This window comes from Actinotignum urinale DSM 15805, from assembly GCF_000420445.1.
Classification (GTDB): domain Bacteria; phylum Actinomycetota; class Actinomycetes; order Actinomycetales; family Actinomycetaceae; genus Actinotignum; species Actinotignum urinale.
In genome coordinates this window covers 78255-103504 of the sequence record NZ_ATUY01000007.1, presented here as the reverse complement: position 1 = coordinate 103504, position 25250 = coordinate 78255, and the positions used below count along the sequence as shown (strand labels likewise).

Here is a 25250-nt window from a genome sequence, read left to right as displayed (position 1 = left end):
GATACGCTCCTCAAGCGCACAATATGTCTAAAGGTACACATGGCGTTACCTGATGCACTTACGCGGGTATCTACGGACAACGACGAACAACTACATAACGTTATAGAAACGCAAGAAAAGAGAAAATACATGCTACTGTACGCCACAGGAGATTTGCTGAAAGCAGGTCAACAAGCACGAGAAAATGCACGAACCGGAATAGTCAGTACCAACACGTCAGGTGTTGCAGAAGGCCTTGTCCAAGCAAACATGATTTGTGTTCCCCGCGAATGGGCATATGATGTTCTTCTCTACGCCCAGCGTAACCCCAAACCCGTTCCGCTTCTCGACGTTATTGAAGACGGCGGCTATGAATCAATTCTTGCCAAGGGAAGTGATGTGCGCACAGATATCCCCAAATACCGCGTGTGGAAAAACGGGGAACTCGTGGATGAACCAACCGATGTTCTTAACGCCTGGCGAGATGACATGGTGACTTTCCTTATCGGTTGCTCCTTCACCTTTGAAGCGGGACTAACCGCAGCACAAATTGAAATCCGCCACCAAACCGCGGGCAGGAACGTGCCCATGTACCGCACAAATATTCAATGTGCGCCAGCAGGTCGCCTTAAGGGCGAAATGGTTGTGTCCATGCGTCCCATTCCGGCAGCGCGCGTAGCCGATGCCGTAGAAATTTCCGGACGCTACCCCGCAGTTCACGGCGCGCCCGTACATATTGGGGACCCGGCAGCCCTCGGGATCAAAGATATATACGCGCCTGATTATGGGGATGCGCCCGTACAGATTCGCGACGGCGAAATTCCCGTCTTTTGGGCGTGTGGCGTTACGCCGCAGGCCGCCGTCGTCGCATCTCAACTTCCTTATGCGATTACGCACGCACCCGGATGCATGTTCGTCTCCGATGTCCTCAACGAAAGCTATGCGGTGTAATAGATGGCGATACCTGAAAATATGATAGACCCGCGAGAATTGCGGATTTTGCCGGCGGCAGATGATGTTCTTCTCGTGGAATACGCGAATCTCGACGGGGTTGTGTCCCACTTCCCAGCATTGGCAAAAGCGAATATTTGGGGGATTAAAGAACTAGTTCCGGCCGCGTCTACCATTATGGTTCACTTTGAACCCGGTTTAATTAGTCCGGAGCGTTTAGCTTCCACAATCCGTAGCATTACACCGGAAACGGAACGTAACGATAACGCCAAAACCGTGAATATCGACGTTCTCTATAATGGTGAAGATTTCGACGACGTTTGTGCGATGCTCAACTTGAGCGCAGAAGAACTTATTGCCAGGCACACCGCCAACGATTGGCAGGTCGCTTTTGTTGGATTTGCGCCGGGATTTGCCTACTGTGTGGGCAAAGATCCTATTTTTAATGTTGCACGCAGGCCAAGTCCGCGAACCCGAATTCCGGCAGGCTCTGTGGGGCTGGCAGGAGAGTTTGCGGCAGTATATCCGGGGGCTTCCCCGGGTGGCTGGCAGCTCATTGGAGTAACCGACGCGCCCATGTGGGATTTGAATCGTGAACAGCCCGGGCTTTTAGCCCCCGGCGATCATGTGAAATACCATCACGTGCGTGAGCTTCTGCACCTGAACCACGGCGTAGGAAATGACGAGGAATCTGCGGGCGAAACGCCCGGAGTCGAAACCGTCGTCCAAGAAGAAACACAATCCGGAACAGCCCCGGGGCACTCTTCCGAAGAAAATAGCACGCAAACCGATGTGGAAACCAGTGGTGAAACCAGTGCGCAAACTGGTAGCGAAACCAGTAGCGAAACCAGCAACACACCGGCAGGTGCTACAACAGGTGAAAAAACATTCGCGAAAAGCGTCCAAGAAGCCCTCGCGAAAACCGCATCCATCCTGCCTCCCTCCGAGCAGGTGCCCTCACCGTACGGATACCTGGAAGTTGTCAGTGTTGGCGGGCAACTGCTCTACCAGGATCACGGAAGGCCGGGGTTACTTGATATGGGTGTGGCAGCGTCCGGCGCGGCAGATCCGCTCTCTATGCACACCGCAAACTACAATGTGGGAAACCCAGATAAGCGAGCGGTCCTTGAAATCGCCGGTGGTGGTGTAGAGCTAAAAAGCCATATGACGGGCGTGCTGGCAATTTCCGGAGCTAAAGGGGAAGTGACCGTTACACAAGAGGACGGCTTGTATTTCTATCCGGAACACGGACATGCCTTCGCGGTTGATCCAGGGGACACCATCTCGATTGGTTGGTTTGAGCAGGGGATGCGTGCATATGTTGCCATCCGTGGCGGCATTGCGGCGAAAAGAATCCTTGGCTCACTCGCGACCGACACCCTGGCAAATGTTGGACCGGCTCCTTTAACGGTCGGAGATAAAATCTATGCCGATAACCCCTCCCTTGCAGGGGCAGTAGCCGACGCACCGCGAACCGGGACGCTTATTGAACCGGATACCGTCGTGAAACTAAGAATTACCTTGGGGCCACGTACAGATTGGTTTACCGACGAGGCAATCGCTACCCTCACCGAGCAAATCTGGACAGTATCCAATCAATCAGACCGCGTGGGGATTCGCCTTGAGGGTGAGAAATCTTTAGAGCGTTGCGTTACACGCGAGCTTCCCAGCGAAGGCGCAGTAACCGGGGCGATTCAGGTTCCCTCTAATGGGCAGCCCGTCATTTTCCTTCCGGACCATCCGCTTACGGGTGGATACCCCGTTATTGGCGCGCTTATTCGTGAAGATCTTGACGTTTCGGGGCAGTTAACGCCTGGGACGCGCATACAATTCCTTGTGGATGAGCCATTTACCGAACTATAAAATTGACCGTTTCGCACAGAAAGATACTCGTGAAAAGAATACTTATTGCTAACCGCGGCGAAATTGCGGTCCGACTTATTCGCACATGCCTCGATTCCGGTTTCACGCCGATCGCGGTGTACGCCGATCAGGATGCGGGGTCCATGCACGTGCGCCTCGCGGATGAAGCCTATGGGCTTGACGGGAACACTCCCGCAACAAGCTACCTCGATATTGACACCATTATTAACGTTGCGAAGCGGGCGAAAGCCGATGCTATCCACCCCGGTTACGGGTTCCTTTCCGAGAACGCGGCGTTTGCTCGTGCCGTTGAGGAAGCGGGAATGATTTTCATTGGTCCGACCCCCGAACAGATTGAACAGCTTGGGGATAAGGTGACGGCGCGCGCATTGGCGGCTTCCGTTGGCGCTCCGCTCGCCCCCGGTATTGATAGGCCGCTCAACAACGCGGAAGAAGCGGTGGCTATTGCCCATGAAATCGGGCTTCCTGTTGCCATTAAAGCCAGTTTTGGTGGAGGTGGGCGAGGGCTGAAAATCGTTCACAATATCGACGATGTAGCAGACGCCTTCGATGCCGCAACACATGAGGCAGATATTGCTTTCGGGCGCAGCGAAGTCTTTATTGAAAAATTCTTGGAACGTCCGCGCCACGTTGAAGTTCAAATCATTGGCGACGGCGAAGGAAACGTGCTGGTTGTGGGGGATCGCGATTGTTCCCTTCAGCGGCGTAACCAAAAACTTGTGGAAGAAGCTCCAGCGCCGAATGTTCCCGATGATGTGCGCGCAAAGATCCACCAGGCGGCGCATGATATTTGCTCGGCCGTGAAGTACCGAAATGCAGGTACCGTGGAATTCCTCTATGCCCAAGATGGGACGGTTGCGTTCTTGGAGGTGAATACGCGCCTTCAGGTGGAGCATCCCATTACGGAAGAAACAACAGGTATGGATCTTGTGATGGAACAGTTCCGTGTGGCGCAAGGCTTGGGGCTTTCCCGCCTCGATACGCCGAAGCCTACTGGGCATGCTATTGAGTTCCGCGTGAATGCGGAAGATCCAGGGCGTGGATTCCTGCCGTCCCCAGGGCATATTTCACGTATTCGCCAGCCGGGCGGTCCGTGTGTTCGCTGGGAAAACGGCGTCCAGGCCGGGGATGACGTCCAGGCTGCTTTCGACTCCATGGTTGCCAAACTTATTGTGTGGGCAGATACTCGCGAAGAGGCAGTGGCTCGTGCGGCACGCGCGATTAAAGAAACCAGTGTGGATGGTATCGCGACGGTTCTTCCCTTCATGCGTGAAGTGATTAAGCATGATGATTTCATTGGGGATGAACTGAAGGTGGATACGGGCTGGATTGAGCGTGAACTCATGCCGATTCTTGAATCCCAGCCACGTGCAAAGCTACGCAGGCGCGTTGATTTCCAACGCTTCCCGATTGAGGTGGACGGCAAGATCCTCATGTTTGGTTTGCCCGACGGTGTTGCTCTCTTCGGCGCCGGTGGCGCTGCGGCTGCGCAGAAACCGGCAGAAGATCAGACCGAACTAGAATCGCCCATTACCGGTACGCTCTATCGCCGGCTTGTTGAGGATAACTCGGTGGTTGAAGCGGGCGTTACCGTGGGTATTGGTGAAACCATGAAGATGGAAACCAATATTATTGCCCACCGCAGTGGTGTCATCCACTGGGAAGTCCAGGAAGGCGGCGCTATTACCGCCGGACGTCCTGTGGCACGCATTGTTCCTCAGAGGTAAATGGTTCCTTCAACGTTGTGGGGGTTGCTAGCACTCAGTGCCAGCAACCCCCACAACTATATAACTCAGTCTAATTAGCTATATAAACCAGTCTAATTAGCCTTCAACCAGCTCCGTTACCTGGCGTGCGATAGCAAGTTCTTCATTCGTCGGGATAATGAGAATGCGAATCTTGGAATCTTCGGTAGCAATATCGCGAGCTTCCTTAGAACGTGTGTTGTTCTTTTCTTCGTCGTACTTGACTCCGAAGGAGGCGAGACGGTTAAGAACTTCAGCGCGCATAATATTGTCGTTTTCACCAACGCCTGCGGTGAAGGTGATGCAGTCGAGGCCACCCATAGTGGCGGTGTAGGCCCCGATGTACTTGACGATACGATGTGCATACACGTCCACGGCTTCTTTGGCTTCCTTATTGCCTTCCCTGACCATTGCGTGAACATCACGAAGATCAGAGGAGCCACACAGACCCATCATTCCGGACTTGCGGTTGAAGAGGTTATCAATCTCATCAATGCTCATGCCTGCAACGCGGTAGAGATGGAATACGGCAGCGGGGTCGATATCGCCGGTGCGTCCGCCCATCACAAGGCCTTCAAGCGGGGTAAGACCCATGGAAGTTTCCACAGCGTGGCCGTTAACAACAGCGGATACTGAAGCGCCGTTACCAATGTGGAGAACAATCTGCTTGAGGTCATCGCGTCCAAGGAAAGCGGAAGCTGCCTGGGAGACGAACATGTGGGAGGTGCCGTGCGCACCATAACGGCGGATTTCGTACTTATCCGCAATCTCGCGGTTGAGGCCGTAACGTGCGGCTTCTTCCGGAAGGCTCTGGAAGAATGCTGTATCGAAAACGGCCACGTGGGGAACGTCCGGAAGGAGGCGCTTAGCAACGTTGATTCCTTCGAGAGCCGGCGGGTTGTGGAGGGGGCCGAGAGGAGCAAGCTCATCAATCCTGTTGATGGTTGCTTCGTCGAGAAGGGCTGCTTTGTTGAAGTACTTACCGCCCTGAACGACTCGGTGCCCAACGGCTTTAATGGAACCGTCGTGAAGGGACGGACCGGCGGCGTCGAAGAATTCGAGAACCTTTTCCATACCTACTTCGTGGTTGGGGATAGGGCCTTCCCATTCACGAACGTCTTCACCGTGTTCATGCTTAACATGCCCGGAGGGAAGTCCGATCTGTTCAACAAGTCCCGAAGCGAGGGATTCGCCGGAAACGGGATCGACAACCTGATATTTAATTGAGGATGAGCCGGAATTAATGACGAGAACTGCCACGAAAATACTCCTTGCTAGTGGTAGCTAATTGGTAATTGTTGAATTGTTGGGGTGAAATTTATTGTGCCTGGATAGCTGTAATAGCTACGGTGTTCACAATATCTTCCACCAAAGCACCGCGGGAAAGATCATTCACCGGCTTGTTCAAGCCCTGAAGAACTGGCCCAACCGCAACGGCTCCGGAGGAGCGCTGAACCGCTTTATATCCGATATTACCTGCATTAAGGTTCGGGAACACAAATACGGTTGCGCGTCCTGCAACTTCGGAGTTCGGCGCCTTCTTTGCCGCAACGGCTTTATCGACCGAAGCGTCATACTGAAGTGGCCCGTCGATCTTCAATCCTTCAGGAGCTTGTTCCTGTGCGATACGTGTTGCTTCGCGTACCAAATCAACATCGGGGCCTTTACCGGATTCCCCGGTTGAGTAGGAGAGCATGGCAACACGTGGTTCCACACCGAACTGCTTGGCGGTACGTGCCGAATCAATGGCAATTCCGGCAAGCTCTTCGGGTGTTGGGTTGAGGTTAACCGCGCAGTCCGCGTAGACGTAGACGCGATCGTCCATCAACATAAGGAAAGCGCCGGATACTGTTTTGGTTCCGGGCTTCATCTTAATTGTTTGGAACGACGGAACAATGGTGTTTGCCGTCGTATTATTGGCGCCGGAAACCATACCGTCCGCATCTCCCATGTACACCATCATCGTGCCGAAGTAGGAGGGATCTTGCATCTTGGCAACGGCCTGTTCGTAGGTGACGCCCTTCTTTGCGCGCAATTCTGCGAACTTTTCCGCGTATTTCTTGACGCGCTCCGGATCGTTAATGGATACGATTTCCGCCCCATCAACGTTGACGCCCAAACCGGCAGCTTGCGCCTTCACCGTTTCTTCTTCGCCGACGAGGGTAATGTCCGCAACGCCACGGGCAAGAAGCTGTGCGGTTGCGAGCAAAATACGATCATCTTCCGCTTCCGGCATGACAATACGCTTCTTATTGGAGCGGGCGCGAACAATGAGGTTTGCCTGGAAAAGCAGTGGCGTAACAACATCGGATCCCTTTTCCATAGCGCTGATCATAATATCTGCATCTTCTCCAGCGAAGACGCGGGCTTTGTTATCGGGAAGGTAAACCGTGGGGATACCTTCGTGGCGGAATTTATCGGGAAGATCATCGGCGGCATCTACAACAACAATGGCGCTGGTGTCAGCATAATTTGCCGTAAATTCTTCGACCGTTAAATCGGCAACGACTTCCACCTGGGATGCGCTTCGCATTGCACCAGATACGACGACGATGGCCGAGGTTCCAAGGTTGGCAATCGCGCGAGCCGTGCGGGTAGTCATGGCGGGGTTGAGTGGGTCACCATCGAGCAGGCCGAGAATGAGGACTGCATCAAATTCATGGGCGTAGTCGATATAGCGGTTAACTACATCATTCGTGGCCTCTTCTTCATTGGCCACGTAAGCGTTACGGGTTGTTCCCCACGCGCGGTCCTTATCGTCCATGCGGCCCACTTCGTCGAGGAGCTGGAGGTAAGGCATATCATTTTCTACCGGGTCGGTGGTAACGGCACGGAAAATACCAACTTTATCGTATGTTTTCTTTAACAGTTTGACGTAGGCACTGGCAACTGCCTGTGTGCCAGTATTTCCCTCAGCCGCGGTGAAATAAACGCTATATGTCACGGTGTAAACCTTTCCGAATCTTCATAAATCTTTGGCGCTGCACACGCATCACAGACATTTTTCATTTTCTCACAAATACGTGAAAAATGTGCGACGGGCTACATTTTAAATCCCATTCATTTACGTTGTGTGTTATGTGTACGACGAATAATTCACCCTATTCGCAAGTATTTCTTAGGTTTCTTGGTTTTACGGAAAAAAGTTGTCACTTATTGTGAGGAAATGTGGTTTCCTGTGGTTTCTTTGTGTTCTTCGCACGCGGTTCGTCGTGAAATTCTTGGACGGAAAGCGAGATGCCTAGTAAACTTGAAGGCGTGAAGAATCCTGAAGAAAACCCAGTTCTTGTTGTAGATTTTGGTGCTCAATACGCCCAACTTATTGCTCGCCGTGTTCGCGAAGCAGGTATCTACTCCGAAATTGTTCCCCACACCATGCACGCAAAGGATATGTTGGCGAAACATCCTTCCGCGATTATCCTTTCCGGAGGTCCGGCTTCCGTATATGCGCAAAATGCTCCCGGAATTGAAACAGAGATTTTCACATCCGGTGTTCCCATTCTCGGCATTTGCTACGGTTTCCAGGTGATGGCTCAAGGCCTTGGCGGGGTCGTCGGGGAAACGGGAACCAGTGAATACGGGCATACTCCGACGCAAACGCACTGCGATGCCTGCCTGTTCGATGGTGTTCCAGAAGATCAGGTCGTGTGGATGAGCCACGGAGATGCCGTGTCCAAGGCTCCTGAAGGATTCACGGTTACCGCATCTACCGCGGAAACTCCAGTGGCTGCTTTTGAAAACAGGGAACGCAAGCTTTTCGGTGTCCAGTGGCATCCGGAGGTTCGCCACTCGCAGTACGGGCAGAAGGTTTTGGAAAACTTCCTCTATGAAGGTGCCGGGCTGGAACCGAACTGGAATTCAACGTCAATTATTGAAGATCAGGTTGCCAAGATTCGTGAGCAGGTTGGGGATAGCCAGGTTATTTGTGCATTGTCTGGAGGAGTGGATTCCTCGGTTGCGGCAGCGCTCGTTCACGAAGCCGTCGGCGATCAACTCACGTGCTTCTTCATTGACCACGGTTTGTTGCGTGCGGGCGAACGCGAACAGGTTGAACAAGATTATGCGACGACGATGGGCATTAAGGTTTTCACGGTTGATGAATCCGAACGTTTCCTTGATGCGCTTGAAGGCGTGACGGAACCTGAAGAAAAACGTAAGATCATTGGACGTGAGTTTATTCGTAGTTTTGAAAGCGCACAGAGAGCGTTGATTGAACAGCTTGGAGGCAAGGACGATGTAAAATTCCTTGTCCAGGGAACCCTGTATCCGGACGTCGTCGAATCCGGTGGGGGAGAAGGCGCTTCGAATATTAAATCTCACCATAATGTTGGCGGTTTGCCCGACGATATGGAATTCGAACTTGTTGAGCCCCTGCGCACGCTCTTTAAGGACGAAGTTCGCGCTATTGGGCGTGAACTGGGCGTTCCGGAAAAGATTGTGGCACGCCAACCATTCCCGGGGCCGGGGCTTGGGATTCGTATTGTTGGTGAAGTGAGCCGTGAGAATTTGCGTGTTTTGCGTGCGGCGGATGCTGTTGTTCGTGAGGAGATGACGGCAGCGGGCTTAGACAACATTATTTGGCAGTGCCCGGTTGTTCTGCTGGCTGATGTTCGTAGTGTTGGTGTGCAGGGCGATCATCGTACATATGGGCATCCGATTGTGATTCGTCCGGTTACCTCTGAAGATGCGATGACGGCGGATTGGGGACGGATTCCCTATGATGTTCTTGCACGTATTTCAAACCATATTACGAATACTGTTCCTGAGGTGAATCGCGTGGTACTGGATGTGACGTCCAAGCCACCTGCAACGATTGAATGGGAATAAAATTTCTCACTCATGCATATTTTTCTTTTTATGCGAATATGTAGCTGAATAACAGCTGAATTAGGAACTAGGACACAGTATAAAATCATGCTGTCATGTTCCCTTTATCAAAATAAGGGGTAAAATTATGGGAGATGTTGGGCTATGTCGGAATACCTACCGCGCGTCCAGCGTTACATAATATAAGAAGGAAACTTCAACAAGTTTTGAGGTGTCGATATGGGGTTATGTAACAGAGCTTTATCGTCACGATAGGGCAGATGCAGAACCGTATGGAAGCATCGCAAGGGTGGTGAAAACTACCCACAGAAATAAAAGGAAGCCGTCTTTTTATCAAAGGGATTGCTTCACAACAACTCACATATCAAGGAGAGTTAGGCATATATATGGAGTCCACATCTACCGATAACGTAGTGGCCCAGGCCTGGACAGGTTTTACGCCGGGTCACTGGCAGGATGCAATCGATGTTCGCGATTTCATCCAGAAGAATTACACACCCTACGAAGGTGATGCATCCTTCCTTGAGGGTCCCACACAGAAAACATTGGATCTTTGGGATACCCTGGAAGAGAATTACCTCTCCAAGGAACGCAAGGTTCGTATTCTCGATGTAGATACACACACACCTGCTGATATTGATGCATTCCCTGCAGGATATATTTCCGACGAAGATGATGTCGTCGTCGGGTTGCAGACGGATTCACCGCTCAAGCGCGCTATGATGCCAAATGGTGGCTGGCGTATGGTTGAAACAGCAATTAAGGAAGCCGGCAAGGAAGTCGATCCTGAAGTAAAGAAGATCTTTACTCGCTACCGCAAGACGCATAACGATGCTGTGTTCGATATTTACACACCGCGTATTCGCGCCGCACGTTCTTCCCACATCATTACCGGTCTCCCGGATGCATATGGCCGTGGCCGTATTATTGGCGATTATCGTCGCGTTGCCCTTTATGGTGTCGATAAGCTTATCGAAGATAAGCAGAAGATGAAGGATTCTGTAGCAACCGAACACTTCAGCGAACACTGGGCACGTTACCGTGAAGAACACTCAGAACAGATTAAGGCTTTGAAGAAGCTGAAGCACCTGGGTGAAATCTACGGTTTTGATATTTCTGGTCCTGCAAAGAACTCCAAGGAAGCAGTCCAGTGGCTCTACTTCGGCTATCTTGCTTCCGTGAAAAGCCAGGATGGCGCCGCCATGTCTATTGGCCGCCTGTCCGGTTTCTTGGATATTTACTTTGAACGTGATTTCAAGAACGGTACCCTCACAGAATCTGAAGCTCAGGAACTGATCGATAACCTCGTGATGAAGCTACGTATCGTTCGCTTCCTCCGCACCATCGATTATGATCAGATCTTCTCCGGTGATCCCTACTGGGCAACCTGGTCTGATGCCGGTTTCGGTGATGATGGCCGTACCCTCGTCACCAAAACATCCTTCCGTCTGCTTCAAACCCTGCGTAACCTCGGACCTGCTCCGGAACCCAACATCACTATTTTCTGGGATCCTGAACTTCCTGAAGGCTACAAGGATTTCTGTGCAGCAATCTCTATTGAAACATCCTCCATCCAGTACGAAGCTGACAAGCAGATTCGTGGTATGTGGGGCGATGATGCCGCTATTGCTTGCTGCGTATCCCCAATGCAAATTGGTAAACAGATGCAGTTCTTCGGCGCACGTGTGAACGCTGCTAAGTCACTTCTTTACGCCATCAACGGTGGCCGTGATGAAATGACAGGCAAGCAGGTGACAGAAAAGGGTCTTTTCCATCCTGTTGAAGGCGATGGCCCCCTCGATTTCGACGAAGTATGGCAAAAGTACGAAGAAATGCTTGATTGGGTTGTCGGCACCTACGTTGAAGCCCTCAACATTATTCACTACTGCCATGATCGTTACGCATACGAATCCATTGAAATGGCACTCCACGATTCAGAAATCATTCGCACCATGGGTTGCGGTATTGCTGGTTTGTCCATCGTTGCTGATTCCCTTTCTGCAATCAAGTACGCCAAGGTATACCCAGTTCGTGATGAAACTGGTCTCGTCGTTGATTATCGTACAGAAGGTACCTTCCCGATTTACGGTAATGATGATGATCGTGCCGATGATATTGCCGCAACAGTCGTTCACACGATTATGAGCAAGATCAAGGCGATTCCGATGTATCGTGACGCTATCCCGACTCAGTCGGTTCTCACGATTACCTCGAATGTTGTTTACGGTAAGGCAACGGGTTCATTCCCGTCCGGTCACCAGAAGGGAACCCCCTTCTCCCCGGGAGCTAACCCCGAAAACGGTATGGATTCGCACGGCATGGTTGCCTCCATGCTCTCCGTAGGTAAGTTGAACTACAAGGATGCCCTCGATGGTATCTCCTTGACCAACACCATTACCCCGCAGGGTCTTGGCCGCAACAAGGACGAACAGGTGAAGAACCTGGTCGGCATTATGGATGCTGGCTTTATGGCCGAAAACGAAGACATCTAAATAAGCGCACCCGCGTTTGTGAAGATTCTTTACATAGTTTTAATAATTTTTTGATAACAACCAAACAAAAGTTAGGATAAAAAATGGATGCAAAGACCTATGAAGATCGCCTCGCATCAATGAAGGAAGCTCGCGAAGCAGATGGTGGCGTTCAGGGGCTCTACCACGCAAACATCAACGTTCTCGATCGCTCCACTCTTGAAGATGCAATCGATCATCCCGAAAAGTACCCGAACCTCACAGTTCGCGTTTCCGGTTACGCAGTGAACTTTGTCAAGCTCACCAAGGAACAGCAACTTGATGTTCTTTCCCGTACCTTCCATCACTCAGCCTAAGTTCATTTGGCAAGTGAATTACGACTAGCATCCGTGGGGGTTCAGGATTTCGAAGCCCCCACGGGTCGGTTGCACGGAGCCGGTCTTAGCGGTATCGAGGTAATAGACGATCTCGAACGCCGTGACCGGCTCCGCAAAATGCGAGAAGGAAAACTTGGTTCACTCCACTCCTGGGAACTTGTGACAGCAGTGGATGGGCCAGGAACACGACTCACGGTCTTTTTAGCTGGTTGCCCTCTTAGGTGCCAGTACTGCCATAACCCTGACACTTTCATTATGAAAGATGGTCAGCCGGTAACATCGGACGAATTAATTCGCCGAATAAAGCGGTATAGGAGAATGTTTAAAGCAACAGGTGGTGGAATCACACTTTCCGGTGGGGAAGCGATGATGCAACCGGCTTTTGTGAAACGTATTTTCCGAGGCGCTAAAGAATTGGGTGTGCATACCTGCCTCGATACCTCAGGGTTTTTAGGTAAAAATGTGGACGACGAGCTGATGGACGATATCGACCTTGTCCTTCTTGATGTTAAATCGGGAAGCGAAGAAAAATACAAGGAAGTCACGGGTCGTGAGCTCCAACCGACCATAGATTTTGGTGATCGACTGGCTGAAGCTGGCAAAGAAATCTGGGTACGCTTCGTACTCGTGCCCGGCCTCACTGACGATCCAGACAACGTTGAACGCGTTGCGCAAATCGTTAACCGCTGGAAGAATGTGGTAACCCGAGTTGAAGTTTTACCCTTCCATCAGATGGGTAAAGATAAGTGGCATTCTTTGGGATACACCTATCAACTCGAAGACGTTGTGCCTCCGTCTTTTGAGGACACAGAGAAAGCTCGAAATGTGTTCCGAAAATACGGATTAAACGCACCGACTTTCTAATTCATATCATTGTTGGAATGTGGGCTCCCTTGTGGAGTCCACATTTTTGTATAGGCAAAGGGCTATAGGACAAAATCTGGGCTATAGGACAAATCTGGAGGATTTTAGCGCGACTTTTCGTTGGTGTGGTGCGGGAAAGTTAGGTTAGCTGTTGGTTTGGGCGAATGGCTGGGTTGGGCAAAAATAGGTGGCTTTTAATGCGGCATTTTGGGTTAAGTGTCAAAATGTGTGGCATTTTCGGTGTGTCGTGTTTGTTGATTTTTTGCGAAAACGTCGGGTGTGTTGCGAGAGCAATACACCCGACGTGACGTCAAGCATGCATGTTGATATGTCAATGATTGTTGTGCTCAAAGACTTATCGTGTAGCTACTGCATAGATGGTGTGCAACATGCCGATGCGTTCTTCAATAGATGCATCCTGCGGAACACAAATTTTTGCGCCAATGTAGGATGCAGAGAATTCTCGGGCGAGATGTGCGCAACGGTTAATTTCAGTGTCGGTGAGCAAAGACGTAGGTTCGTCCTCCTTGGCAGGTAAGTGGCCGTCAATCCAAGAATAGCCGTATTGAGTTTCATCAGGCCCGGCGCCGGAGAACAAAAGACCGGCAAGTACGCCGTCTGTTCCGGCTTTTTCAATATGCGAATACGGCGCATCAACACTGCGTTCTTCAAGGCAGGAACGACCCCAATTAATGTGAATACCCAGCCCGAGTTGTTGAGCGATTGCTATTTCGTCGTCAATTTCGAGGAAGCCTTTTTCCGGTTGCTGGTTTTCACGCGGAGCGTCGCAATGTTCAATAACGATTTTGGCACCGCACCAATCCTGTGCGCTCAGTTCCGTGAGGGATGTTTTGAAAGCCTGCGCTTCGGCTACATTGCGTGGTCCGGAATGAACCTGGATGTGACGAATCACGGGGCTACCTTTAATATCCGCTAGTTTATGTACCGTGAGTCGAACATTTTCGAGGAACGCGAGGGCTGTGTGGCGTCCTTCTTCGACGGGGCTTGCCAGTCCGAAAGCGGGATTTTTCCCCATGTTTTGCATGGTGCCTGGAATGAGGGTGATAGTGTTGGCGTCCCAATGGGCGGGAAGCTGGGCTGCGAGCCACTCGGCATCCTGGGCAAGATCGCCAGGAAAAGGAATTTCAATGCCGTTAATCCACGGGGTTGCCGCGAGAGCTGTGTAATATTTTTCTTGTGCGGGTTTACCTTCCGGGAGAGAAGCATATGCGCCGACGACAAATGGTGTATCTACCATAATTTCTCCGTAACGTTGTGCTGTGTGTAAAATTTTATTCTTCGACGAAGGTATGCGCTACTTTTATCTACGAAAGTCTTGGAAAAAATACGTGCATATATGCGTGAAGAAATATGTCCACAACGGTTTTCGAGACAAGTGTTGTCCGTTTGAGTGTTGTGTGAGTGCTTGTGGTTGAGTGCTTGTGGCTAGGCTGTTTCGGCAAGCGTAAGAAGGGTGCGCAGGCCGAAGCCAGTTCCTCCCTTGCCCGTATAGCCGTGCGCTTTGCCTTCGTTAAATGACGGGCCGGCAACATCAATGTGCGCCCAGGGAGTGTCTCCTGTAAATTCCTTGAGGAATAGGCCGGCAACCAGCATTCCACCCTCGCGCGAACCCGAGTTGCGCATATCGGCTACCGGGGAATCGAGTGAGGAACGTAAATGCTGGGGAAGAGGGGCAAGAGCCATGGGCTCCCCGGCGTCTTTGGCGGCTTCAATAACGCTTGCAACTGTTGCTTCGCTCCCCATAACTGCGGCGGTACGCGAACCAAAAGCCATGATTTGCGCTCCTGTTAACGTGGCAATATCAATCACCATGTCCGGGTTCTCTTTCGTCGCGAAAACTAATCCGTCGGCGAGAACAAGGCGACCTTCCGCGTCAGTATTATTCACCTCAACTGTGGTTCCGTCGGAAATCGTGAGAATATCGTCAACGCGGGTCGCTTTTCCAGACAGCATATTTTCCGCAATACACATCCAGGCCGTGACTCGGGTGGGTAGATTAAGACGCGACGCGGCGACAACCGTCGCTAAAACTGTGGCGCTACCTGCCATATCGGATTTCATATTCACCATATTGCCGTGGACTTTAAGGCTCAGTCCGCCGGTGTCGAATGTAATGCCTTTTCCCACGAGAGCGATGTGTTTGGGCTGGGCCGCGTTGTTGGTGCCGGTATTTTCCGGGTGTGTGTGGTTTGAGGAGGTGTCTTTTGCGCCCGAATTTTCGCCGTGGGTGTGCTTTGTGCCGTCCGTTTCAATGCTGGTGTTTCCTCCGTCGGTGTTTTCGACGCCTTCCCACTCGATGCGAACAAGATACGGCGGGTGCTCGCTACCCTTACCAACCCCCAAAATTCCGCCGCAACCGACTTCTTCCAAAGCCTCCCGGTTCCACATCTGTATGCGCAAACCATATTTTTTCGCGCATTCCTCGGCAATATTCTTCAAGTCCTCGGGAACCATGTCGCCACCCGGAGTGTTCACAAGATCGCGAACCATAATTTGCGCATCGGCAAGCACTGTAGCGCGGTGCAGTGAGGCGAGCGCATCCGGGGCGCACATGCTTACATTGTGTGCGTCAGGGCTTCCCAGCGTATCGTCATGTTCCGTATTTTTATTGTGAAGCGCGGACGCAATCTTTATATGTTCGACGGTTTTCACTTCCTTGTAGCGAGTAAAACGGTATGCACCAAGAAGCGCGCCTTCCGCAAGAGCTTCAAGCTCGACCGGCGAAGTGACAGGAATATCGAGCGTAACGCTTTCACCGTGAGTGCAGGAACGAAGGACGATGCCCGCAACTTCACGAAGTTCAGCCGTGGAAAGATTTTCCGAAAGACCCACGGCAAGAACAATAGTTGAGGTTTCGGGAAGAATAATGCGGTTGAGCGCGCCCTTTTTGCCGGCGTCAGGAAGAAGTCGCAGAGCATCTACAACGAATGAACGATTATGCCCTTGAAGCACCGCGGAAAGGAGCGTTGCGTTATCGCCACAGGCTCCCACAATCAGAAGTGAGGTTGGCGGCTCGGAAGGAGACACGAGTGAAATTGATGTTGAGGAGGTGAGGGAAAAATGAGTCATGTAAGTAGGGTAGCGGATAAGTTGCGGTATATCGCGGAACTCAGCCTTGAGGGAAAGATATTTTTTTGACGAAAGACCTGCTGGAAGTGTGGGTGGCGGGTTTGGAAGTGTGGCGTAGATGTGCGTTGCTGGAAGTATTGCTGGAACTCTTGCCGAAAGTCTTGATGAAAGTGTGGTGCCGTCGTTCTTGTAGCGAACGGCGCAAAATTATGGGGGAGGGTTAGCGTAGGCTAGAGGTACTATGGCAGACAATTCACAGAACTCTTTTGAAGATGCACTTGCGCGACTCAAAAAACGCATGGAGAAAGCGCAACTTCCCAATACGCAGGTCGGATTTGGCAGTGGCGCTACACCACCTGCATCTCATTATGGTCGACGGGGGCACAGTGATGAGAACAATTGGAAGAGTAAAATCCCGTCGCACATAACCGGTGATAAAACTGGTCACAAAACTGGCGATAAAACGGGTGAAACAACTGGTAACAAAACTGGTAACAAAACTGGTGAAAATAGCTCATACCAGAGTGCACAGCCCGTGTCGCACAACGATGGTGCTCAAGTTTCGGTCGGCAAACAGCACGGGGTTGACCACGTTGCGGCAGTCCACATCCTTGAGGGACTCAACGATCAACAGCGCGAAGCGGTCATGCACGGCGAAGAGCCGCTCCTCGTCGTCGCGGGGGCGGGATCTGGGAAAACGCGAGTTCTCACATCCAGAATCGCGTACCTTATCGCAACCGGACGCGCACGTCCGCATGAAATTCTCGCTATCACCTTCACCAACAAAGCTGCGCGTGAAATGCGAGAACGCTTGTGGAGTATGCTCGGAGGCCTCGCAAAAAATATGAGGATTGCGACTTTCCACTCCGCATGCGTGCGAATCTTGCGCGAAGAACACAAAAGTGCGGGGCTGCGCTCCTCCTTCACCATTTACGATGCACAAGATGCCCAGCGTCTCATGAATATGGTGTGCCGTGAAGAAAACATTGATATTCGTAGCTACCCGGCGAAAACTCTCTACCATAAAGTATCCAACCTGAAAGACGAGCTCATTACGCCCTCAGAGCAGTCACAGCGCGCAAAGAACCAGGAAGAACAGGTGCTCGCGCAGGCATATAGCGCCTACCAAGATCGCTTGAATGCCGCGAATGCCGTCGATTTTGACGATTTGATTATGCGAACCGTACAAATGTTCCAAAATAACCCAGAACTCGCGGACTCCTACAGGATGCGATACAAATTCATCCTCGTCGACGAATATCAGGACACCAACCACGCACAATACGTTCTCGTTAAAACACTCACCGGGGACGCCTCAACCTCACATCGAGCCCAACTCACCGTGGTCGGGGATGCGGACCAATCAATTTACGCATTCCGCGGGGCGACGATACGAAATATTGAAGATTTCGAACACGATTTTACGGACGCTCGGACAGTGATGCTGGAACAAAACTACCGTTCCACACAAAATATTCTTAGCGCGGCGAACGCCGTTATTGCCAATAATTACGGGCGGCGAGCTAAAAAACTCTGGACAGATTCGGGGTCTGGCGCCAAAATCGTCGGATATGTGGCAGATGCGGAAAGTGACGAAGCGCGGTTCGTCGTCGAAGAAATAGACAATTTACGGGACGCACACGGTTACGCATATAAAGATTTTGCCGTTTTTTACCGGACCAACGCGCAATCGCGAGCCCTGGAGGACATGTTTGTCCGCACAGGAATACCGTATCGTATCATTGGTGGCACACGATTCTATGAACGGAAGGAAATTAAGGACGCCCTCGCGTATCTCCAGGCTGCAATGAACCCCGACGATACAGTGTCTATCCGCCGTGTCCTCAACGAACCCAAGCGTGGGCTGGGCGCAAAAGCAGAGGAACACGTGGCAAACCACGCCGTTAAATGGGAAATTTCCTTCGGGGCGGCACTGCAGGACGTCGCACATCCGGCAGAGCGCGGGGAAGTTACAGGGCTAACCCCTAGGGCACGCACCTCCATGTCTGCTTTTGCTACAGTGCTTGAGGAAACGCGGGCGCTCGCGGAAACCGGGGCGAGCCCGGCAGACGTTCTCGATAAGGCACTCGACGATTCCGGTTACGTCGAGGCGCTCCAAAAATCTTCGGACCCGCAAGATATGTCACGCCTGGAAAATTTGGCGGAACTCCATTCGGTTGCCATCGAATTCGGGGCGCAAAATCCCGAAGCTGATATTACGGATTGGCTTGATCAACTCAGCCTCGTCTCCGACACGGACAAATTAGAGGACACCGGGGAACAGGAGGGGGAGGTTACACTCATGACAGTCCACACCGCCAAAGGTTTGGAATTCCCGGTTGTGTTTGTGACGGGGCTTGAGGACGGCACCTTCCCGCATATCCGCAGTTTGGGTGACGAAGACGAACTCGCGGAAGAACGCCGCCTTGCCTACGTTGCGTTAACGCGCGCCCGCCAGCGACTCTACCTTTCCCGCGCAGCTACACGCTCCAGCTGGGGAGCGCCCCAAGAATTCCCGCCCTCGCGATTCCTTCAAGAAATCCCCGGGGAACTTATGGAGTGGCGTCGTGAAGAATCATCGCAAGACATATTGCGGCGATCAGCCGGTTACGGTGGGTACGATGATGGTGATGACTACGGTGAAATGTACGGGAGCTATGGTGGCTGGGGGAGCCGCGGGACACGGCGAGGATTCTCCTCAGGCTATGATTCGCAAAGCTACGGCGACAATTCGCAGAGAAGTTCACGAATGCGAGGTGGCCTGAGCGGTGAGTATTCCGAACGTGGTTCTCGATATAGGGACGACGATAACGAAGATTTTGAAATCGTTATTGGGAGTGGGCGCCGGAAAATGGTGGGGGCAAAGAAAGTCAATGCCTCGCCCGGCAATACTTCTGAGCAGGACGCCGACGGCCGGAAAGGGCTAAAGGTGGGAGATAAAGTTACCCATAAATCCTTTGGTACAGGAAAAATTGTGAGTTTCGACGGAAGTGGTAAAGGGACGGTTGCGAAAGTCGCCTTTTCTGGTGGAGCCACAAAACGGCTCATGCTACGTTTTGCCCCGTTGAAAAAAGTGGAGTAGTGGAGGCTCTCGCGAGATACGCCAGATTGGCGTGTGGTTTAACGGGTTGCGATAAAGCGACGTTGTGCTTTTTAACAGGTCACGAGAATGTAATGGTGTGCTGAAAAATTGGGTGATGGATGTGGGGATGTGGCTTGTGAAATGCACCTTGTTGCGCAAAGAGAACGAAGAGCGCACGGTTAAGTAGTGTTGATAGAACTGGACGGTAAGAAATGAAAAATGAGACGCGTCACCCAATGCGTGCGGGGATTAACGCCGTCCCGTTCACGGTGTCTGCCTGGGAGGAGGAGCTTTTCGGCCTGCCCGAAGCGCTCATTCCCGAAACTATTCGAATCGGCGAAGCTCTGCGCCAGCGTTTCGCACCGGATCTCGTCGAATGGGCGTTTCGGAACAACGCAATTGTGGATGCGTTCGGCGTACCCTACCACCCGGAAACTCGCGTAAAACCGGGCGAAAGCATCTATATTTTCCGCCCCGTGCCCGACGAACCCGAAACTTCCATACGCCTTACCGTATTGGCGGAGGGCGAAGGGTGGGTTGCCGTCGACAAACCGTGCGGGATTGCGACAACGCCGAAGGGCAGTTTTGTTGCCAGGAGTCTTGTTGTTGCGGCGCGCAGGCAGTGGCAGAACGACGATATAGTGGCTGCACATCGCCTTGATCGCTTAACGTCCGGTGTTATTTTGCTTGTGACAGATAGGGACAGGCGTGCCGCATACCAGAAATTATTTGAATCTGGGCAGGTGCGAAAAACCTATGAGGCGCTAGCGCCGATGGGGGCGGAAGGGCTTGTGAAGGTCGGGGATAGAATCAGAAGTGACATTAGGATTGTGAAACGTTCCGGAAGTTTGGCGGTAGACGTTGAAGGTGGCGAAGCGAATTCTGTTACGGATATTGAGCTGATTCGTGTTATCTCCCCGGAGGATAAATGCCAGGTGGATAGTGTAGGAAGTGCGTGTGCCGAAAAATATAGATTCCTGCATACCGCGGAAGAATATCGTCGTGAAGGCAAAAATAGGTGCGAGAGTTATGCGGATGATTCCTGTCAACATGAGTTGCACTATGTGAAAAATGAGGGTTTGTGTGAGTCCGCGAGTAATGAAGAGAGATGGGGTGTGTATAAATTAACCCCGCACACCGGGAAAATGCATCAATTGCGGGCAACTATGAACCACCTGGGCGTCCCTATTATTGGCGACCCTCTCTATCCGAAAGTTTGCGAAAATAATGCGGGGGAGCTTGAATGTGATGTTCCACTTCAACTTATTGCGCGGCAACTTGAATTTATTGATCCGTATAGTGGCACGGCGCATGGTATTACCTCAAGGCAGGCTCTTCCGATTCTTCTACCTGGCTAATATTTTGGGTTTGATTCTGAGAAATCTTATGTCCCAGTCCATTTTGTGGAGAGTAGCTCACCTCAGCAAATATGTCCTTAAAAGTTCTGCAGATTTTTCCCTATAAGCTCTGTGCATCTTTCCCTAAAAACTTTGCAAACCTTCCCCCGGATTTGAGCCGGATGGCGGGTCGCGCTCACGTTCTGAGATGGCTATTTGGTGATGAACTTTCTTGGGTTAACATAACATCATGTTGAACCGCACTGAATGGATGAACGCCGGAGTGTCCCGGCGATGGTGGCGCGCTTAATTTTGCGTAGCCAGCCCGTTCAGTGAGAGGAGATTCCCGTGAATAGCCGGGAAAAACACGGTATCGTCGTAAAAAAACACAATGTGAAAAAACAGACGCAACACAATTATTATGATGTCGTCGGCAATACCGACGATGTATTACGAAAAAATCCATATGGCACGCAATGTAGCGAAAATCGTGGCGCGTATTATGCACATACTGGAATCTGTGGACGATGGCAAAATAAGGGCATCCAGTAGAAACACCAAGAAACACAAAGAAAAACGTATAAAGAGGAAACAAAAAGGACAACTATGATTGCAGAAGCCATTATTAAAATCGTCGCCAAAGAGGACCTCACCTTCGACGAAGCATACACCGTGATGAACGAAATCATGGGCGGGGAAACAACGCCAACGCAAACCGCGGCATTCCTCGCAGCACTGTCCACAAAATCCACGCGCGCCGAAACCACCGACGAAATCGCCGGCTGCGCAACCGCCATGCGAGAACACGCACCCCACTTCGAAGTCCCCTTCGACACCCTCGAAATCGTGGGAACCGGGGGAGATAACGCGCACTCCTTCAACATGTCCACAACCTCCATGTTCGTCCTGGCTGCGGGTGGCGTGAAAGTCTCCAAGCACGGAAACCGCGCCGCGTCCTCACTGTGCGGAACCGCGGACTGCCTGGAAGCGCTCGGCGTCAATATCCACCAGGATCCAGAAAAATGCCGGGAACTCCTCGACACCGTGGGTATGTGCTTCATGTTCGCTCAGCTCTACCACACCTCCATGAAATTCGTTGGCCCGATCCGCAAGGAACTCGGTTTCCGTACCGTTTTCAATATTCTCGGCCCCCTCACGAATCCCATCCGCCCCGAATTCCAGTTGCTTGGGGTGTACGACGAATACCTCGTTGAACCGCTCGCTCACGTATTGCATAATCTTGGCGTTAAGCGCGGTCTCGTCGTCTATGGGCAAGATAAACTTGATGAAATTTCAATCTCCGCACCCACAACCGTGTGCGAAGTGAACAACGGAAAATACCGTACCTTCAATATTTCCCCCGAAGTTTTCGGATTCGATCGTGCCACCCCGAAAGATATGCTCGGCGGGGCGCCCGAACTTAATGCGAAAATTTTGCGTGATATTTTGTCCGGTAAAGACAAGGGACCCAAACGCGACGCGGTTCTGCTTAATTCGGCTGCTGGGCTATACTTGGGCGGTAAAGCGTCCAGCATTGCGGCTGGCGTAGAAAAAGCGGCAGAACTTATTGACAGTGGCGCCGCATACGCAAAAATTGACGAATTTGTGGAGGCATCCAACCGATGACGATTCTTGACACCATCGCCGATTATGCGCGAATCCGCGTGGCGGAGGCGAAAAAACAGGTTCCGCTTGAGCAGATGCGCGAGCGCGCCAAGGCATTGGACGCGAACACCGGTTTCCCCTTCGAACAAGCGCTTCGCGGGCAGGACATCACCTTCATCTGCGAAGTGAAAAAAGCATCGCCCTCCAGAGGCATTATCGCGGAGGATTTCCCCTACCTGCAGATCGCCAAAGATTACGAAGCTGCCGGCGCCAACGCAATCAGCGTCCTGACCGAACCGAAATGGTTCAAAGGGGATGGCTCCTACCTTCAAGAAATCGCGAACACGGTATCGATCCCGTGTATTCGTAAGGATTTTATCGTCGACGAATACCAAATTTATGAGGCGAAAACGCTTGGTGCCAGCGCAATTCTTCTCATTGTGTCCCTGCTCGATACACCTACATTGAGACGCTACCGCGAACTTGCGGAAAGTTTGGGGATGAGCGCACTTGTGGAAACACATGACGACGGGGAAGTTGCCAGCGCAATTGAAGCAGGTGCCACGATTATTGGTGTGAATAACCGCAACCTTAAAGATTTCACGGTTGATTTCAGTAATTCTGCAAGGTTGCGGCCCCTGGTTCCGCAAGGCACAATTTTTGTGGCAGAATCCGGGGTGGAAACGCCCGAGGATATTAACGAGTTGCGTAAGGCCGGCACGGACGCGGTTCTTATTGGCGAAACGCTGATGCGCGCAACCGATAAAAAACAGGCTCTTGACCATTTGAAAACAGGGTGTTGAGCACGTTGAGTCAAATGTTGAGCGCATGAAATCAGGTGTTGAGCACGTGGAGTCAGGTGTTGCGTACATCGAACCAGGTGTTGCGTACATCGAACCAGGTGTTGCGTACATCGAACCAGGTGTTCAACACATCAATCAGGCGTCGAGCACGCGATAACAGATAACAAAAATAGAACCAGATAGCAAGCTTTGGAACATTTCAAGGTAAGGATATGTGATGCCGAAAGCATACGAGACAGACATGAAAGCTGGCCGTTTTGGTGTACATGGTGGCCAGTACATTCCCGAAACACTCATGAATGCCATTATCGAACTCGATAATGCGTACACACACTATAAAAACGATCCAGAGTTCCAGGCGGAACTCAGCGAGTTGTTTAACAACTATGCGGGTCGCCCATCCCGCCTCTATTTTGCTGACCGCATGACACAAGATCTGGGTGGAGCGAAAATCTACCTGAAGCGTGAAGATTTGAACCACACGGGCGCCCACAAAATCAACAACGTGCTCGGCCAGGCACTTTTGGCGAAAAAAATGGGTAAAACCCGTTTGATTGCCGAAACGGGGGCCGGCCAGCATGGCGTAGCAACAGCAACCGCAGCCGCACTTTTCGGCATGGAATGCGTGGTGTTTATGGGCAAAGAAGATACCGAACGCCAAGCCCTTAATGTGTACCGCATGCGCCTGCTGGGTAGCGAAGTTATTCCCGTAAATAGCGGGACGGCAACCTTGAAGGACGCCACATCGGAAGCGTTCCGCGAATGGACAAGCCGTATTGACGATACGCATTACTGTATCGGTTCCGTCATGGGCCCGCACCCGTTCCCCACCATGGTTCGCGATTTCCAAGCCGTAATCTCTCAAGAAATTAAAGAACAAATCCAGGAGCGCGAAGGCAGACTTCCCGACGAAGTTATTGCCTGCGTGGGTGGTGGCTCAAACGCTGCGGGAACCTTCTATCATTTTATTGACGATCAAGAAGTCGGCTTGATTGGCGCAGAAGCAGCCGGCCGCGGAGTTGAAACCGCAGATACGGCGGCAACGATCGCCACAGGGCGCGAGGGTATTTTCCACGGCATGAAATCATATTTCTGCCAGGATGAATTCGGCCAGATTGCGCCAGTCTACTCGATTTCCGCCGGCCTGGATTATCCGGGAATCGGCCCCGAACACGCCTATCTTCACGATATTGGCAGGGTGCGTTACGTACCCATTACCGATGATGAAGCCGTAGATGCCTTCGAATATCTTTCTCGCATGGAAGGCATTATTCCGGCTATTGAATCAGCGCACGCCCTGGCATACGCCATGAAAATCGCGCCAACTATGGACAAAGACAAAATAATCGTCGTCACGCTATCTGGGCGTGGTGATAAAGATGTTGCCGCTATTGCACGTTACCGCGGGGAGGATATTCATGAATAAGACACCACTACAGTACGGAGAACGCCAGGTTCCCATAGCGCAAGGATTCGCGAACGGCAAAGCTTTCATTCCCTTTATTACCGCGGGCGATCCCGATCTGGAAACAACCGCCAACGTTGTGCGAAGTGCCGTGAACGCAGGGGCAACACTAATCGAATTCGGTATTCCTTTCTCCGACCCTATGGCGGAAGGCCCGGTTATTCAAGTAGCGTCAGAACGCTCACTCAAAGCCGGCACCACCACTGATAAAATTTTTGATATGGTGAGCGGTTTGCGTGACGAACTTGACGTTCCTTTCGCCTTTATGACGTATGCGAACCTCGTTTTTAGCTACGGTATTAAAAAATTCGGGCGCCGATGCCGAGATGCAGGCGTTTCCGGCCTTATCTTGCCCGATGTTCCCTTCGAGGAAAAAACAGAATTTGAATCCCCCCTCCTCGAATTCGGTGTAGAACTTATTCCGCTTATTGCACCATCCTCGGAAGACCGCATCGCCACCATAGCGCAAAGCGCACGCGGTTTCGTGTATCTTGTTTCCTCACTTGGGGTAACGGGAGAACGCAGCGAAATAACGACGGATCTTGCGTCTATCGTCGACATTATCCGTAAAAATACTCATGTTCCCGTCGCGGTTGGTTTCGGTATTTCCGCTCCGGAACAGGCCAAAACCATGGCATCTATTTCTGACGGAGCAATTGTGGGTAGCGCCATCGTTCGCCTTATCCACGAAAGTGGTGCCGAAAAAGCCCCACAAGCGGTGAAAGAGTATGTTGCTTCCATGACGCGCGACCTTCAGACGCTAGAATAGG

General features: G+C 51.7%; 18 protein-coding genes. 14 read left to right on the top strand and 4 right to left on the bottom strand.

Annotated elements, in window-relative coordinates; translation table 11 throughout:
* Nucleotides 1-39: 39 nt before the first annotated feature.
* From G445_RS0106175 to G445_RS0106165, 3 genes are read left to right on the top strand one after another with little or no spacing between them, the layout of a single operon-like run.
* Entirely contained in the window at nucleotides 40-930 is an 891-nt protein-coding gene (locus tag G445_RS0106175; RefSeq protein ID WP_245855164.1) for a putative hydro-lyase, read from the top strand.
* A gap of 3 nt (nucleotides 931-933) precedes the next feature.
* On the top strand, nucleotides 934-2793 hold the full coding sequence (locus tag G445_RS0106170; protein WP_022866676.1) for a 5-oxoprolinase subunit B/C family protein: 1860 nt from the start codon (nucleotides 934-936) through the stop codon (nucleotides 2791-2793).
* Nucleotides 2794-2822: 29 nt separating this feature from the next.
* Nucleotides 2823-4541 carry an acetyl/propionyl/methylcrotonyl-CoA carboxylase subunit alpha gene (locus tag G445_RS0106165; RefSeq protein WP_022866675.1) on the top strand — a complete coding sequence of 573 codons (1719 nt, stop codon included), beginning with the start codon at nucleotides 2823-2825 and terminating at the stop codon, nucleotides 4539-4541.
* Between the two features lie 96 nt (nucleotides 4542-4637).
* On the opposite strand, the gene G445_RS0106160 is transcribed toward G445_RS0106165, so the two are convergent.
* Together G445_RS0106160 and pta are read right to left on the bottom strand one after the other, a co-directional pair.
* The gene (locus tag G445_RS0106160) at nucleotides 4638-5819 is read right to left on the bottom strand and encodes an acetate/propionate family kinase (protein WP_022866674.1); all 1182 of its coding nucleotides are present in this window, start codon (nucleotides 5817-5819) and stop codon (nucleotides 4638-4640) included.
* Between the two features lie 58 nt (nucleotides 5820-5877).
* A complete protein-coding gene (gene pta, locus G445_RS0106155; RefSeq protein ID WP_022866673.1) occupies nucleotides 5878-7503 on the bottom strand; it encodes a phosphate acetyltransferase in 1626 nt (541 codons plus the stop codon).
* Nucleotides 7504-7796: 293 nt separating this feature from the next.
* Here pta and guaA point away from each other — a divergent pair, with 293 nt between their 5' ends.
* The 4 genes from guaA (at nucleotide 7797) to pflA (ending at nucleotide 13098) form a co-directional block, all read left to right on the top strand.
* Nucleotides 7797-9386 (top strand): glutamine-hydrolyzing GMP synthase, encoded by a 1590-nt coding sequence (gene guaA, locus G445_RS0106150; protein ID WP_022866672.1) that lies wholly within the window; start codon nucleotides 7797-7799, stop codon nucleotides 9384-9386.
* Nucleotides 9387-9772: 386 nt separating this feature from the next.
* Nucleotides 9773-11878, top strand: coding sequence for a pyruvate formate lyase family protein (locus tag G445_RS0106145; protein ID WP_022866671.1), 2106 nt, complete (start codon nucleotides 9773-9775; stop codon nucleotides 11876-11878).
* An 83-nt stretch (nucleotides 11879-11961) separates the two neighbouring features.
* Complete coding sequence (grcA2, locus tag G445_RS0106140; protein WP_022866670.1) at nucleotides 11962-12213, top strand: autonomous glycyl radical cofactor GrcA2; 252 nt, start codon at nucleotides 11962-11964, stop codon at nucleotides 12211-12213.
* A 33-nt stretch (nucleotides 12214-12246) separates the two neighbouring features.
* Nucleotides 12247-13098 (top strand): pyruvate formate-lyase-activating protein, encoded by an 852-nt coding sequence (pflA, locus tag G445_RS0106135; RefSeq protein WP_022866669.1) that lies wholly within the window; start codon nucleotides 12247-12249, stop codon nucleotides 13096-13098.
* A 355-nt stretch (nucleotides 13099-13453) separates the two neighbouring features.
* Here pflA and G445_RS0106130 read toward each other — a convergent pair whose 3' ends face one another.
* Together G445_RS0106130 and G445_RS0106125 are read right to left on the bottom strand one after the other, a co-directional pair.
* Nucleotides 13454-14356, bottom strand: a complete 903-nt coding sequence (locus tag G445_RS0106130; RefSeq protein ID WP_022866668.1) for a DUF4862 family protein — start codon at nucleotides 14354-14356, stop codon at nucleotides 13454-13456.
* A 188-nt stretch (nucleotides 14357-14544) separates the two neighbouring features.
* Nucleotides 14545-16188, bottom strand: coding sequence for a leucyl aminopeptidase family protein (locus tag G445_RS0106125; protein WP_022866667.1), 1644 nt, complete (start codon nucleotides 16186-16188; stop codon nucleotides 14545-14547).
* Between the two features lie 241 nt (nucleotides 16189-16429).
* On the opposite strand from G445_RS0106125, the gene G445_RS10050 reads away from it, so the two are divergent.
* The 7 genes from G445_RS10050 to trpA all read left to right on the top strand — a co-directional run bounded on the left by G445_RS10050 (nucleotide 16430) and on the right by trpA (nucleotide 25249).
* The gene (locus G445_RS10050) at nucleotides 16430-19270 is read left to right on the top strand and encodes an ATP-dependent helicase (protein ID WP_022866666.1); all 2841 of its coding nucleotides are present in this window, start codon (nucleotides 16430-16432) and stop codon (nucleotides 19268-19270) included.
* Nucleotides 19271-19482: 212 nt separating this feature from the next.
* Nucleotides 19483-20628 carry a pseudouridine synthase gene (locus G445_RS10905; RefSeq protein ID WP_084676508.1) on the top strand — a complete coding sequence of 382 codons (1146 nt, stop codon included), beginning with the start codon at nucleotides 19483-19485 and terminating at the stop codon, nucleotides 20626-20628.
* A 327-nt stretch (nucleotides 20629-20955) separates the two neighbouring features.
* Nucleotides 20956-21159 carry a hypothetical protein gene (locus G445_RS11515; RefSeq protein WP_156825563.1) on the top strand — a complete coding sequence of 68 codons (204 nt, stop codon included), beginning with the start codon at nucleotides 20956-20958 and terminating at the stop codon, nucleotides 21157-21159.
* A gap of 54 nt (nucleotides 21160-21213) precedes the next feature.
* Nucleotides 21214-22233: an anthranilate phosphoribosyltransferase gene (gene trpD, locus G445_RS0106100; RefSeq protein WP_022866662.1), complete on the top strand. Its 1020-nt coding sequence runs from the start codon at nucleotides 21214-21216 to the stop codon at nucleotides 22231-22233.
* Nucleotides 22230-23015: an indole-3-glycerol phosphate synthase TrpC gene (gene trpC / locus G445_RS0106095; protein ID WP_022866661.1), complete on the top strand. Its 786-nt coding sequence runs from the start codon at nucleotides 22230-22232 to the stop codon at nucleotides 23013-23015. Before trpD ends, trpC begins: the two co-directional genes overlap by 4 nt.
* 217 nt (nucleotides 23016-23232) lie before the next feature.
* Nucleotides 23233-24441, top strand: coding sequence for a tryptophan synthase subunit beta (gene trpB, locus G445_RS0106090; protein WP_022866660.1), 1209 nt, complete (start codon nucleotides 23233-23235; stop codon nucleotides 24439-24441).
* Nucleotides 24434-25249 (top strand): tryptophan synthase subunit alpha, encoded by an 816-nt coding sequence (gene trpA / locus G445_RS0106085; protein ID WP_022866659.1) that lies wholly within the window; start codon nucleotides 24434-24436, stop codon nucleotides 25247-25249. The genes trpB and trpA overlap by 8 nt, the downstream gene beginning before the upstream one ends.
* Nucleotide 25250: the final 1 nt, after the last annotated feature.

What these genes read in the sequence shown, in the direction of transcription:
- G445_RS0106175 (WP_245855164.1), top strand. Translation starts at nt 40, where the DNA reads ATGGCGTTACCTGATGCACTTACGCGGGTATCTACGGACAACGACGAA.
- G445_RS0106170 (WP_022866676.1), top strand. Translation starts at nt 934, where the DNA reads ATGGCGATACCTGAAAATATGATAGACCCGCGAGAATTGCGGATTTTG.
- guaA (WP_022866672.1), top strand. Translation starts at nt 7,797, where the DNA reads ATGCCTAGTAAACTTGAAGGCGTGAAGAATCCTGAAGAAAACCCAGTT.
- G445_RS0106145 (WP_022866671.1), top strand. Translation starts at nt 9,773, where the DNA reads ATGGAGTCCACATCTACCGATAACGTAGTGGCCCAGGCCTGGACAGGT.
- grcA2 (WP_022866670.1), top strand. Translation starts at nt 11,962, where the DNA reads ATGGATGCAAAGACCTATGAAGATCGCCTCGCATCAATGAAGGAAGCT.
- G445_RS0106130 (WP_022866668.1), bottom strand. Translation starts at nt 14,356, where the DNA reads ATGGTAGATACACCATTTGTCGTCGGCGCATATGCTTCTCTCCCGGAA.
- G445_RS0106125 (WP_022866667.1), bottom strand. Translation starts at nt 16,188, where the DNA reads ATGACTCATTTTTCCCTCACCTCCTCAACATCAATTTCACTCGTGTCT.
- G445_RS10050 (WP_022866666.1), top strand. Translation starts at nt 16,430, where the DNA reads ATGGCAGACAATTCACAGAACTCTTTTGAAGATGCACTTGCGCGACTC.
- G445_RS10905 (WP_084676508.1), top strand. Translation starts at nt 19,483, where the DNA reads ATGAAAAATGAGACGCGTCACCCAATGCGTGCGGGGATTAACGCCGTC.
- trpD (WP_022866662.1), top strand. Translation starts at nt 21,214, where the DNA reads ATGATTGCAGAAGCCATTATTAAAATCGTCGCCAAAGAGGACCTCACC.
- trpC (WP_022866661.1), top strand. Translation starts at nt 22,230, where the DNA reads ATGACGATTCTTGACACCATCGCCGATTATGCGCGAATCCGCGTGGCG.
- trpB (WP_022866660.1), top strand. Translation starts at nt 23,233, where the DNA reads ATGCCGAAAGCATACGAGACAGACATGAAAGCTGGCCGTTTTGGTGTA.
- trpA (WP_022866659.1), top strand. Translation starts at nt 24,434, where the DNA reads ATGAATAAGACACCACTACAGTACGGAGAACGCCAGGTTCCCATAGCG.